The following is a 12,613-nucleotide window of genomic DNA, read 5'->3' on the forward strand; positions in this document are numbered from 1 at the left end:
ACCCCAGGGTACGGGGTGCGGGGTGGGCCAGCCGGTCGACCGCCGGGCTGCACGCCGCGGTCCGAGTGGCCGGTCGCCCGCTGGGGGCGGTGCCGCAGCCCGCGCCGCGGGACCGATCGCCCGCCGCGGCCCGCGCCTCAGCGCCGGGAACGCCCCGCCGCTGCCACGGCCCGCGCCTCAGCGCCGGGAACGCCCCGCCGCTGCCGCGGCCGTACAGGCGGCGACGGCGAACACCAGCGCGATCACCGCCATCGGCACCGCCGTGTGCTCGCCCCACAGCCCGACCAGCGGCGAGGCAAGACCGCCGACGAAGAACTGCGACGCTCCCAGCAGTGCCGCCCCCGAACCGCGGGCCGCGTCGGCGCGGGCCAACGCCAGTGCCGACGCGTTCGACATGGTGAAGCCGGTCCCGGCCGTGAGCGTGAACGCGCAGACGATGAACGTGGCGATCGACAGCGTGCCCGTCGACGCCAGCACGGCCAGTGCGACGCCGGCCACGAGTGTCGTCACGACGCCGAGCACGAGCATCCGTCGCGGGCCGACCCGCCCGGCGACGCGCGCGTTGACGAGGTTCGCCGAGATCAACGCGGCCGCGCCGGCGGCGAACCCCAACGAGTACTCCACGGGGCTCATGTGCAGCACACGCTGCCCGACGAACGGCGACGCCGAGATGTACGACATCATCGCGCCGAACGCGCACGCGAACGCGACCAGGTACCCGGTGTAGCGACGGTCGGCCAGCAGCGTGCCGAACCGCGCGAACATCGATCCGACACCGCCGGAGTGACGCTGTGTACGCGGCAGCGACTCGGGCACCGCCAGCGCCGCCAGCAGGAACATCGCGGTCGCGATCGCGGCGAGCACCGCCAGCACCGCCCGCCACCCCCACACCTCGGCGACCGCCCCGCCCACCGGCGGCGCCAGCAACGGCCCGAGCCCGACCACGGTCGCCATCAGGCTCAGCGCCCGCACGGCGGTCTCGCCCTCGCTGAGGTCGACCGCGATCGCACGCGAGACGACCACGCCCGCCGCACCCGACAGACCCTGCACCGCCCGCAACGCGATGAACACCGCGAGGGTCGGCGAGAACACCATGGCGATGCTGGATGCCGCGAACACGGCGAGTGCGGCCACCAGCACCGGGCGGCGCCCGAACCGGTCGGACGCCGGCCCGAGCACGAGCTGGCCGGTGCCGATGCCGAGCAGGAACGCGGTCAGGGTCAGCTGCACCGACGAGGCGGGGCCGCCCAGGTCACGGGCGATGTCGGTGAACGACGCCAGGTACATGTCGGCGGCGAACGGGCCGACGGTGGACAGGAACCCGAGCGCCGTCAGCAGCCCGCCGGTGAGCCGCCGCGTCACCGCGTCACCTGCGGCATCCGATCACTCGCCCCGTGACACGCGCACCATCTCGTCACGCGGCACGACCTTGACGCGTGCCCGGTCGTGCGGTGCGCCCAGGGCGATCTCGTGCGCGTCCAGGCGGTGCCAGCCGTCCAGGTCGGTCCACGCCACGCCGCGCGCGGCCAGCAGGGCGGGGATCGCCTCTTCTTCGGGATGCGCCGGGTCCCACCACGATGCCTGGTCGTTGATCAGGTGCCGCACCGTCTCCATCGCATCGGACTTGGTGTGACCGATCAGGCCCACCGGCCCGCGCTTGACCCATCCGGTGGCGTACACGCCGGGCACCTGCTCGTTGGACTCCTTGTGCAGCACCTGCCCCTCGCGATTGGGGATGACGCCGTGCCGCTTGTCGAACGGGATGCCCGGCAGCGGCGTCCCGAAGTAGCCGATGGCGCGGTACAGCCCCTGCACCGCGACCTCGCGCAGCTCGCCGGTGCCCACCACACCGCCCTGCCCGTCGGGTCGCGTGCGCTCGTACACGAACGCGGCGACCCGGCCCGCGGCATCCGTTCGCACCTGGACGGGTTTCGCGTAGAAGTGCAGATGCAGGCGACGGGATGCCTCGCCCCCAGCGCCGTTCGCACTCGGGCGCTGCCGCCAGGACTGCAGGATGCGGTCGATCACCATGACCTGCTTGTTGGTGGCGATGGCCTGGCGGGATGCCTCGTCGTAGTCGAAGTCCTCGTCGTACAGCACCATGTCGACATCGCGCAGTTCGCCGAGCTCGCGCAGTTCGAGGGGCGTGAACCGCACCTGTGCGGGTCCGCGGCGGCCGAAGATGTGCACATCGGTGACCTGCGAGGCGGCGAGGCCGTCGTGCACGTTCTGCGGGATCTCGGTCGGCAGCAGGTCTTCGACGTGCTTGGCGAGCATGCGCGCGACATCGAGTGCGACGTTGCCGTTGCCGATGACCGCGACGGATGCTGCATCCAACGGCCATTCGCGCGGCACATCGGGATGCCCGTCGTACCAGCTGACGAAGTCGCCGGCGCCGTACGAGCCGAGCGCGTCGATGCCGGGGATCTCGAGCGCGGTGTCGCGCACCGCGCCGGTGGCGAAGATGACCGCGTTGTAGTGCTCGCGCAGGTCGTCGAGGGTCAGGTCGGTGCCGTACTCGACGTTGCCGAACAGGCGGATGTCGCCGCGGTCGAGCACGTCGCGCAGAGCGGTGATGATGCCCTTGATGCGCGGGTGGTCGGGCGCGACGCCGTAGCGCACCAGCCCGTACGGGGCCGGCAGCTTCTCGAACAGGTCGATCGAGACGTCGAAGCGTCGTTCGGCCTTGAGCAGGTTGTCGGCGGCGTAGATGCCGGCGGGGCCGGCGCCGATGATGGCAAGCCTGAGCTTGGTCATGGGGTCCTTCTGATCTGTGGCTGATCCGGCCGCGGTGCGCGGCCGCGTGCGGTCGTTCAGCTGCTGCGGTCGGCGACGGCCTCGGCGAAGCGGGTGAGCGCCTCACGGACCGGTCCGTCGGGCAGCGGTGTGAGTGCGGCGATCGCCTGGTCCGACCAGTCGCGGGCCAGGTCCCGGGTCTGAGCGGTCGCGTCATGGTCGCGCAGCGCGGCCAGCGCGTCATCGAGGATCGCCGGGTCGGCCCCCGCCGCGATGTCGGCCACCCCCGCGTCGATGCGCGTGCGCAGCTCGGCCGAGGCCGTGTCACCCCGGTGACCGAGCAGCAGGTAGGGCATGGTCGGCACCCCGGCGCGCAGGTCGGTGCCGGGCACCTTGCCGGTCTCGCCGGGGTCGTCGGACAGGTCGATCACATCGTCGAGCAGCTGGAAGGCGACACCGGCCTTCTCGCCGAACGTGCGCAGGGCCTCAACGTACTCTTCGGGCCCGCCGCTGAAGATGACGCCGGCCTGGGCCGAGGCGGCGATCAGCGACCCGGTCTTGTCCGACAGCACTTGCAGGTAGAACTGCACCGGGTCATCGCCGGCTCGGACGCCGATGGTCTCGTGCATCTGACCGAGCACGAGCCGCTCGAAGGTGTCGGCCTGCAGCCGGATGGCGCGCTCGCCGTGGCGGGCCATGATCTGGCTGGCGCGCGAGAACAGCAGGTCGCCGGTGAGGATGGCGATGTTGTTGCCCCACACCGAGTGCGCGGCGGGTACGCCGCGGCGCACGTCCGCGTCATCCATCACGTCGTCGTGGTAGAGCGAGCCCAGGTGGGTGAGCTCGAGCGCCGTGGCCGCCTCGACGACCGGCCGGCTGACGCCGCCGCCGAGCTGGCTGGTCAGCAGCACCAGCATGGGCCGCACCCGCTTGCCGCCGGCCTCGTACAGGTACCGGGTGGTGGCGTCGACGAGGGGGTCGGCCATGCGCAGCTCGGCCGCCAGGCATTCCTCGACCTGCCCGAGGCCGGCTTCGACCGTGCGCATGAGCTTGCGGGACCTGGCGCCGGCGAAGACCCGCTCGGAGAGGCCGAGTCGGCCCGCCGCACGCGAGCCCGGCACGGATGGGCTCTCAGTCACGCGCACAAGCCTACCCGGCCGCGCGGTGTACCCCCTCTCGGTCACGCCCGGTTTACATCGCGCGGCACACCCGCCGCGTTCCCGCCCGGGCGGGCGCGGGTGCGGGGCGCCTCCGCACGGGGTGGCTCGTCGCGGGGTGCCTCCGCGCGGGGTGGCTCGTCGCGGGGTGCCTCGTTCGGGAGCGCGCCGTTCACAGACTTCGGACGATCGCACGAACCTCGGACGATGGCGGCGGAATCGTCCGAAGTCGGCGGCATCCTCCGAACTCTGAAAGCCCGCGGCGGGGCGACGCGGCGGAAGCACGCGGCCCGGGAAGTGCGCAGGGCGGTGCGGCCCGGGAAGCGCGCAGAGCGGCGCGGCAGGGGCGCGGCGCGGGAAGCGCGCAGGGCGGCGCGGCCCGGGAAGCGCAGGGCGGCGGGGCCGGGCGGCGGGCGGATGCCTCGTCAGCGCGTGAGAGCAGGCTTGCGCGCGCGATGCAGCGCGACGACGCCGAACGTGAGGTCGCGGTAGGCCACGTCGGTCCAGCCCGCGGCGCGGATCCAGCCCGCGAGGGTGCGCTGATCGGGCCAGTCCCGGATGGACTCGTTCAGGTAGTCGTACGCGTCGGCGTTCGTGCTGACCACCCGGGCTGCCAGCGGCAGGATGCGGCTGTTGTAGAAGCGGTACAGTCCGCCGAACACCACCGACCGCGGGTGCGAGAACTCGCACACCACCAGCCGGCCGCCCGGCTTGGTCACCCGCAGCATCTCAGCCAGGGCGGTGCGCGGCTCGACCACGTTGCGCAGTCCGAATGAGATGGTCACCGCGTCGAACGAGTCGTCGTCGAAGGGCAGGTTCGTGGCATCCGCCTGCGCGAAGGTGAGGTTCGGGATCTCGGCGTGCCGGCGACGGCCTTCGGCGATCATGCCCGGGGAGAAGTCGGCGGCGACCACGTCGGCGCCGCTGCGGGCCAGCGAGACCGAGCTGGCGCCGGTGCCGGCGGCGAGGTCGAGGATGCGCTGACCGGGGCGCGGTGCGACCGCCCGGGTGACGGCGATGCGCCAGAGCCGGTCGTTGCCGAGGCTGAGCACGGTGTTGGTGCGGTCGTACCCGCCGGCGACCTGGTCGAACATGCCACTGACGCGCTGCGGGTCCTTGTCGAGGTCGGCGCGGTTCGGTTCGTGCTCGGGCGCGGTCATCACCCGTCGAGTCTAGGCGGCGCCGTCCGGCGCAAGCTGGGCGAGGCGATCGAGCCAGTGCTGTGCGGTGGCATCGTCGAACGGCGGGTCGCCTGCCTGCACCCGCGCCTTCAGATCGACGGCGACCTGTTCGAGTTGCACGACGACATCGAGCGGATAGCCGTAGGTGACGCGGTGCTCGGCCCACTCGTCCTCATCGTCGATGAAGATGCCGCGCTCGTCGTCGGCCCTCACCACGTCGAGGTCCATGTCGATCGCGGTGGGCTCGTCGCCCTGCCACTGCGCGTCCCACGCGACGTCGATGTAGATGCGCACGTGCCGCGGATGGTTGCCGCCGTAATAGGTGGCCGCCCACGTGCCGTCGGGCGGCAGCAGCGTGGCGTTCGGCGCCTCGGCGGTGAACTCCCGTCCCGGGCGGCGGCTATGCCATCCCAGCGGCTGCCCGACCCAGTCGCCGAACCGGTCCGACCCGAGATAGATGCAGTCGTGCACCCAGTGCGGCGACCCGTCCCACTTGCGCCAGCGGAACAAGAGCCTGCTGCCCGGGGCCGGTCGTCGCAGCGCGTTCACGTGCCGAGTCTACGGCGCACCGAATCGTGGGACGTCCGCGAGGGAACGCCGATTCGATCGGAGCACGTCGATGTCAGGCCGGGGTGATGCGCGTTCGGCACATCGCACGTTGTGGACACACCACCGCCGTCGCGGCCCGTGCGCACGGGCCGACGCCGGCGGGCCGATCAGGCGCGGGGAGCGGGGGCCGGCCGAGCGGGGGCGCGAGCGCGGCGGGCCGCCGGGCCGTGCGGGGCGCGAGCGCGACGGACCGAGCGCACGCATTGCGCGGAGACGGCGGCGAGCGCGGCGCGCCGCCGGGCCGTTAGGACGTACTGCGCGGAGAGGCTGACGGGCGACGGATCGTAGGCTTGAGACGTGACCGCTCCCGCCCTCCACCGCCTGCATGTGCACACGCGCGAGGTCGACCCGGGCGGGGAGCTTCTCGAGTACGCGGACCCCGACGCGCCCGTGGTCTGGCTGCGCCGCGGCGAGGGCATGGTCGGTTCGGGCGTGGCCGTGCGGCTCGACGCCGGCGCCTCGGATCACGAGCCACGCACGCATGCCCTCGCCCGAGCCTGGACCCGCCTGTGCGCAAACGCGCTGATCGACGACGAGGTACACGTCCCGGGCACCGGGCTGATCGGGTTCGGCGCCCTCACCTTCGACGGGCGGTCGGCAGCGCCCAGCACGATCGTCGTGCCCGAGCTGATCGTGGGCCGCCGCGGCGGGCGGGCGTGGGTCACCCGCATCCGCTTCGACGACGGGCCGGATGCCGCACCCGCGCCGATCGCGTACGGGCACTACTGGTCGGCCACCGTGGGTCCGGGGGCCCTCGACGCCGACGGATACCAGACGGCCGTGCGCGGCGCACTGGCCGCGATCGCGGACGGTGAAGTGGGCAAGGTCGTGGTCGCGCGCGACCTGGTCGGCACGGTGCCGGAAGGTGCCGACCTGCGCCGGCTGGTGCACGAGCTGGCGACCGGATACCCCGACACCTGGGCGTATGCCGTCGACGGCATGATCGGCGCGAGCCCCGAGACGCTCGTCACCGTCGACGCCGGGCAGGTGACCGCGCGGGTGCTCGCGGGCACGCGTCCGCGCGGAGCCGATGCGGCGGAGGATGTCGCGGCCGCGGCGGCACTGGCATCCAGCGCGAAAGACCTGGACGAGCACGGGTACGCGGTGCACTCGGTGACCGAGGCGCTCGCGCCACACACGACGTCGCTGCGCACCAGCGAGCATCCGTTCACCCTCGAACTGCCCAACGTCTGGCATCTGGCGACGGATGTCGCCGGCACGCTCACCGACGGATCGACGTCGCTCGATCTGATCCAGGCGCTGCATCCCACCGCCGCGGTCGCAGGAACCCCGACGGATGCCGCGATCGAGGTGATCCGGCGGCTCGAGCCGTTCGACCGTGGCCGGTACGCCGGACCGGTCGGTTGGATCGATGCGAACGGCGACGGCGAATGGGCGATCGCGCTGCGCGGCGCCCAGTTCGGGTCGGAGGCCGTCGGCGGGCTCATTCCGGTGACGGCATACGCCGGGGCGGGCATCGTCGCCGGCAGCGACCCCGGGGCGGAGCTGCTCGAGACCCGGGTGAAGTTCCGGCCCATCGTCGATGCGCTCGCCTGAGGACCCGCGCGGCGCGGCGAACGGCTCGCGGCGCCTCGCGAGCGGCGCGGCTCGCGGCACGCGGGTGGGCGGGGGCACGGGCGGAGCGGCCGGCGCGCGGTGGCCGCTATCCCGCGAAGGTGCTTCTGACGGACGAGGATGCGGGTACTACCCCGGATCTCGTCCGTCAGAAGCACTCTCGCCGCCGAGAAGCGGGAGGCGGGTGGTCGTGGGCCCGGGTCCGGCCCGCGGCCGCCGGGCCGGATCAGGTCGCGAGCAGCCGCTCGCGCTCGGCGGCGACGTCGTAGGTCGCGGCGGGCCAGCGCGGATCGATGTCGAGCAGGGCGTTCAGCAGCAGCGCCTGCACGGCCAGCCGCGCGTACCACTTGCGGTTGGCGGGCACCACGTACCACGGCGCGTGCGGCGTCGACGTGCGCTCGAACACGGTCTGGTACGCGTCCATGTACTGCGGCCACAGCAGACGCTCGTCGACGTCGCCGGGGTTGTACTTCCAGTGCTTGTCGGGGCGGTCCAGCCGCTCCATGAGCCGATCACGCTGCTCGTCGTACGAAACGTGCAGCATGACCTTGACCAGGCGTGTGCCGGCCTCGGCGAGCTGGCTCTCGAAGTCGTTGATCGCCCCGTACCGTCGCTCGATCTCGTCGGCCGGCGCCAGCTGCCGCACCTTGCCGATCAGCACGTCTTCGTAGTGCGAACGGTCGAACACCCCGATCATGCCCGGCTCGGGCACCCGCGCCTGGACCCGCCACAGAAAGTCGTGGGCCAGCTCTTCGTCGGTGGGCTTCTTGAACGCCGCCAGGTGCACGCCCTGTGGGTCGACCGACCCGACCACGTGACGGATGATGCCGCCTTTGCCCGCGGTGTCCATCGCCTGCAGCACGAGCAGCACCGAGGCATCCGTCGCCTGCGCGCGACTGGCGGCGAACAGCCGTTCCTGCAGCTCGCTCAGCTGGTCGGCGCCGGCGACGAGGTCGTCGATCGAATCGCGCTTGCGTCGGCCATAACCGGGCGTGGCCTCGGCGTCGACCCGATCGAGACGGAACCCGGGCCCGACGCGAAGCAGGCTCGCGACGTCACCGTTCCAGTGCTTGTGGTTGTTCGAGGGCATGGACCCATCTTCGCGGGGCCGCGCTCAGCGGTCCAGCGGCACTTCGATGATCGCGCGGTGACCGGCCGTCAGTGCCTGATCGAGCTCGGCGCGGGTGGTGGCACGCACGTACTGCCACCCGTAGCCGGCCGCGAGCTCGGCGATGCGCACCGACTGCGGCGTGTACATCACCCGCCGCAGCGCGGCGGGGTCGGCGGTCGAGGCGACCTCGAGCCCGTCGAAGATGGTGCCGCCGCCGTCGTTGCCGACGACGATCTGCACGCGCGGGGCCTGCTCGTCGTCGGGCAGCAGCAGCGCGCCGACGTCGTGCAGCAGCGCCAGATCGCCCAGCAGCACGCGCGTGATGCCGGCGTCGGGGCTGGCCGCGGCCACACCGATCGCGGTGGCGACGGTGCCGTCGATGCCGGCGAGCCCGCGGTTGGCGTGCACCGGCACCTTCTTTCCGGGCAGGATGCCGTCAGCCACGCGCACCAGTCGCGATGAGCCGAACACCAGCCGGTCGTGCGGCCAGCTCGCCCGCCACACCGCGTCGACGAGCAGCTCGCGTGTGAGCGGGGTGTGCAGCGCGTCGACCTCGGCGGCGATGGCACCCAGTCGTTCGCGGGGAACCGTCGAAGCCAGGCCTGCGGCGTCGGGGGCGGGCGGTGCCAGGTCGACCGCCTGCGCGCGGGATGCCCGCATCCACTCCCCCAGCCAGTCACGGTCGCCGTCGGGTTCGGGTGCGGCGACGGATGCCACGGCCCGGGTCGCGCCGTTGAGATCGAGCCGTTCCCCCGGCCCGTCGACGGCGATCACCTCGATGTCGCGGCGTGACAGCAGTGCAGTCACCTCGCGCGACAGGGTGGGGTGTCCGAACACGATCGCGCGTTGGATGCGGCCGCCCAAGGTCGGGTCGCGCAGCAGGGCGCGATAGCCGTGCACGAGGTGGCGGCCGTAGCGGGCGCCGCTGACGATCTCGGCGATCAGCGGCCATCCGGCTTCGTGGGCGAGCCGCTCGGCGTGCTCGCCGGCGTCGGCTCCCGCCACCACGACGGTGCGCGGGCCCGGCCGCAGCATGAGCGGCGCCCCGGCCTCCGCGTCGATGCGCCCCCTGCGGTCGACAGCCTCCGCGTCGACACGCCCCATACCGTCGACAGCCTCCGCGTCGACACGCCCCATACCGTCGACAGCCTCCGCCTCGACACGCCGCATACGGTCGTCAGCCTCCGCGTCGATGTGCCCCCTGCCGTCGTCAGCCTCCGCGTCGACACGCGGCGGCGTATCGGCCCGCTGTTCCCGTATCGCGACCTCGAGGTCGATCCGCCCCGAGAGCGGTTCGCGGTACGGCAGGTTCAGGTGCACGGGTCCGCGCAGGGCGCCGGGGGCGGCGCCGAGCGCGGCATCGAGCGCCCGGTCGGCGCAGGCCCGCACCTCCTCAGCCTGTCCGGCCGCCCAGGCGGTGGCATCCGGAACCGGCAGATCGTGCCACCAGCGCACATGGGCGGCGAACATGCCGGGCTGACGGGTGGTCTGATTCGCGCCGATACCGCGCAGTTCGGGGGGACGGTCGGCGGTCAGCAGCAGCAGCGGCACGCCCGCGTGGTCGGCCTCCATGACGGCCGGCAGCAGGTTCGCGGTGGCGGTGCCCGACGTGCACACCACGGCCGCCGGCATGCCGGATTCGCGCCCGATGCCGAGCGCGGTGAACCCGGCGACGCGCTCGTCGATGCGAACGTGCAGCTGCACCAGGTTGCGGCGCTCCAGTTCGGCGGCGACCAGGGCGAGCGCCTGCGAGCGTGAGCCGGGGCTCAGGACGATGTGGCGCAGCCCGCGAGCGACCAACCGGGCCAGCAGAGCGGCCGCGGCATCCGTCGCCGGCGCTCGGTCAGCGGGCACGACCCGGGCCCGCGGGCGGGTCGTCGTCGTCGGAGTCCAGGCCCTTGAGCTCTTGCTCGAGCAGCCGCAGCCGCTCCTGCAGGTCGGCACGGGACTCGGGCTCGCGGCGCCCGGACACGGGGTGCGTGCCGAGCCGCCGCAGGAACTCGGGGTCGTCGTCGGGGGCCACGACCGGGCGCGCGCGGGCGGCGGTGCGCCCCACCACGAACCACAGCACGCCGCCGATCACCGGAAAGACGACCACGATCACGATCCACATCGGTCTGCCGACACCACGGTGCCGCTCGGCGGGCTGCACCGCGACGTCGACCACGCTGAACACCCAGAAGATCACCGCCACGAAGGCGAGGATCAACAGCAGGCGTGCCATGCCCTCATCCTAAGCCGCGGGGCGCGGGCGCGGCCTGTGAGCCTGCGTAGACTCGAACGTGTGAAGACCCGATCCGTCGTCGTGTACTCGGTGCTGCGCCTGCTCGCGTTCCTGGTGCCGCTGGGGATCATGCTGCTGTTCCCGATCTTCCGCGAGATGTATTGGCTGGCGCTGATCTTCGCCGCGTTGATCGGGCTGTCACTGTCGATCATCTTTCTGCGCCGGCCGCTCGACGACGTCTCGTCGGGGCTCGCGGCCCGCCGCGCACGCCGTCAGCGCACGACGGCGGCCGAGCAGGACGCCGAAGTCGAGGACGTCGCGAACGCCGCCCTGCAGCCGGACGACGGCGACGGGCCCGAAAACCACTCCGCAGGGCGCTGACGCCGCAGGTCGGCCGTTGTCGGCGCACGGCACCTGGTCGATGGATGCCGCGGGCTCGGTCGATCGCTCAGTGGACGGTCACGATGTACGAGACCGCCGCCTTCGTATCGCCGACCGGAACGACTCGGATCGTCATTTCGCGTCCCGTCTGCGCCCGCTTCATGGTGATGTCGTCAGACGAGGCGCCGTCGGCGCCACAGATGAGTTCGTTCCCCACACGGGCGTCGTCATCGACCTCCAGCGTCCCCGTCACGGTGCCCTCACCAGAGCAGTAGAGCGTGAGGGTGATCACACCGGCGGGTACGTGCATGTCGAGTTGGTCGCGGACGATCATCGTTTGGACGCCTGCATCGGACGCCACCTGCGTTGGACGCGCGGGTCCCGTGGCGACGAGGTCACCATGGGGGTCCGCCTGTGCCTGTTCGAGCGCATCTCGAGCACGGTCGAGTGCCGCCGCCGGCACCGGTGCCGTCACGGTCTTTGTGCTCTCGACTGGTGTACTCCGGTGTGGATCAGTGCTCGAGGCAGTGCATCCCGTCATCGTGAGCATCCCGATCCCGATCAATGCGACAACGGCCGGAGCAGCGGCCACGCCGAGGCGGCCGCTGCTCCCCACAGTTCGTCGCTTCAACTCGAGGACTCCGTGTACATGTAGCCCCAGGTCGAGACGCTCGGAATCCGGTGAGGTGTCACGGCAATGCTCAGGCCGCGCCGGGTGGGTTGGCGTCTGCTCTTCATGATCCTTCTTCCTCTCCCTTGAGTCCTTTTGCTTCATAGCAAGGCCGCGCGAACCACAACCACGGCGAACGGGACGGTTTTGCCGTCCGATGCGATCACTTGTCTGGGATGTCTACGCACAGCAGCGATCCTGACAAACCGGCCCCGCACCGCGCTGCCCGGCCGTCAACGGCCTCAACGCCCCACGGCACACCTCACAGATCTCGATGTCAGGAATCCGGTTCACCGTAGAGTATCTCTGCAGGGGGTACCAGATGGGAAGCCATGGAGGACACAACCTCATCAGCAGCACGACGCGCGCGCATCGCGTGGTTCAGCGGGTTCTTCGACGAGCATTATGCACACCTCGTCAGATATGTCGAACGCCGTATTGCTGCAGCCGAAGATGCAGAACAAGTCGCTGCTGATGCATTCGAGGTTGCGTGGCAAAAGCTTGACACAGACGCACCTGACGCCGCTGCGTGGCTCTACAAGACGGCCCAGCAGAAGATCTACAACTATTGGACGCGCCAAAGAAGACGAGCACGAGCCATGGCGTGCACCGCAGCCCTCACGGTCCCACCGACAACACCAGAAGACTCGCTGGACAGTCTCGCTCTCCACAACGCGATCAGTCATTTGAACGATCGCGAACGTGAGGTTCTTTCACTCACCTATTGGGAATCGATGGACGCGCAGGATATTGCTGACCAGTTGGGAATCTCTGTTGCCGCCGTCTGGAAATGCGCAAGTCGTGCTCGATCAAAGCTGCGCAAGGAGTTGTCAATTCTGGAACCAGTCCACAAACCCTCTCCTAACCCCGTTTCTGCGCGGGCCAGGCATGCCGTAACGGCGACCTGAAGTCCGCGCAGGGATCGCCTACGGAACGTGACCCAGCCCAGTGAGCACTCATCGCCGATGT

The 12,613-nt window shown here is 71.4% G+C and carries 12 protein-coding genes; 3 read left to right on the forward strand and 9 right to left on the reverse strand.

Annotated elements, in window-relative coordinates; translation table 11 throughout:
* Positions 1-177: 177 nt before the first annotated feature.
* The 5 genes from H577_RS0102955 to H577_RS0102975 all read right to left on the reverse strand — a co-directional run bounded on the left by H577_RS0102955 (position 178) and on the right by H577_RS0102975 (position 5,623).
* Complete coding sequence (locus tag H577_RS0102955; protein WP_036283601.1) at positions 178-1,362, reverse strand: multidrug effflux MFS transporter; 1,185 nt, start codon at positions 1,360-1,362, stop codon at positions 178-180.
* Positions 1,363-1,383: 21 nt separating this feature from the next.
* Positions 1,384-2,757 carry an FAD-dependent oxidoreductase gene (locus H577_RS0102960; protein WP_029144689.1) on the reverse strand — a complete coding sequence of 458 codons (1,374 nt, stop codon included), beginning with the start codon at positions 2,755-2,757 and terminating at the stop codon, positions 1,384-1,386.
* 56 nt (positions 2,758-2,813) lie between these two features.
* Positions 2,814-3,875 carry a polyprenyl synthetase family protein gene (locus H577_RS0102965; protein ID WP_029144690.1) on the reverse strand — a complete coding sequence of 354 codons (1,062 nt, stop codon included), beginning with the start codon at positions 3,873-3,875 and terminating at the stop codon, positions 2,814-2,816.
* Positions 3,876-4,318: 443 nt separating this feature from the next.
* Positions 4,319-5,053: a demethylmenaquinone methyltransferase gene (locus H577_RS0102970; RefSeq protein ID WP_029144691.1), complete on the reverse strand. Its 735-nt coding sequence runs from the start codon at positions 5,051-5,053 to the stop codon at positions 4,319-4,321.
* Positions 5,054-5,065: 12 nt separating this feature from the next.
* Positions 5,066-5,623 (reverse strand): DUF402 domain-containing protein, encoded by a 558-nt coding sequence (locus H577_RS0102975; protein ID WP_029144692.1) that lies wholly within the window; start codon positions 5,621-5,623, stop codon positions 5,066-5,068.
* Between the two features lie 357 nt (positions 5,624-5,980).
* Here H577_RS0102975 and H577_RS0102980 point away from each other — a divergent pair, with 357 nt between their 5' ends.
* Positions 5,981-7,240 carry an isochorismate synthase gene (locus H577_RS0102980; protein WP_029144693.1) on the forward strand — a complete coding sequence of 420 codons (1,260 nt, stop codon included), beginning with the start codon at positions 5,981-5,983 and terminating at the stop codon, positions 7,238-7,240.
* Positions 7,241-7,484: 244 nt separating this feature from the next.
* On the opposite strand, the gene H577_RS0102985 is transcribed toward H577_RS0102980, so the two are convergent.
* The 3 genes from H577_RS0102985 to H577_RS0102995 are packed head-to-tail and all read right to left on the reverse strand — an operon-like array spanning position 7,485 to position 10,593.
* Complete coding sequence (locus tag H577_RS0102985) at positions 7,485-8,348, reverse strand: PPK2 family polyphosphate kinase (RefSeq protein ID WP_029144694.1); 864 nt, start codon at positions 8,346-8,348, stop codon at positions 7,485-7,487.
* Positions 8,349-8,372: 24 nt separating this feature from the next.
* A complete protein-coding gene (gene menD, locus H577_RS0102990; protein WP_029144695.1) occupies positions 8,373-10,223 on the reverse strand; it encodes a 2-succinyl-5-enolpyruvyl-6-hydroxy-3-cyclohexene-1-carboxylate synthase in 1,851 nt (616 codons plus the stop codon).
* Entirely contained in the window at positions 10,213-10,593 is a 381-nt protein-coding gene (locus H577_RS0102995) for a PLDc N-terminal domain-containing protein (RefSeq protein ID WP_029144696.1), read from the reverse strand. Before H577_RS0102995 ends, menD begins: the two co-directional genes overlap by 11 nt.
* Positions 10,594-10,653: 60 nt before the next feature.
* Here H577_RS0102995 and H577_RS0103000 point away from each other — a divergent pair, with 60 nt between their 5' ends.
* Entirely contained in the window at positions 10,654-10,974 is a 321-nt protein-coding gene (locus H577_RS0103000; RefSeq protein WP_029144697.1) for a DUF4229 domain-containing protein, read from the forward strand.
* A gap of 67 nt (positions 10,975-11,041) precedes the next feature.
* On the opposite strand, the gene H577_RS0103005 is transcribed toward H577_RS0103000, so the two are convergent.
* Positions 11,042-11,449 (reverse strand): hypothetical protein, encoded by a 408-nt coding sequence (locus H577_RS0103005; RefSeq protein WP_156876534.1) that lies wholly within the window; start codon positions 11,447-11,449, stop codon positions 11,042-11,044.
* A gap of 527 nt (positions 11,450-11,976) precedes the next feature.
* Between H577_RS0103005 and H577_RS17245 the strand changes: the two genes are divergently transcribed.
* Positions 11,977-12,552, forward strand: coding sequence for an RNA polymerase sigma factor (locus H577_RS17245; RefSeq protein WP_084515757.1), 576 nt, complete (start codon positions 11,977-11,979; stop codon positions 12,550-12,552).
* Positions 12,553-12,613 lie beyond the last annotated feature (61 nt).

The sequence above is a fragment of the Microbacterium luticocti DSM 19459 genome (assembly GCF_000422405.1).
Lineage (GTDB): Bacteria > Actinomycetota > Actinomycetes > Actinomycetales > Microbacteriaceae > Microbacterium > Microbacterium luticocti.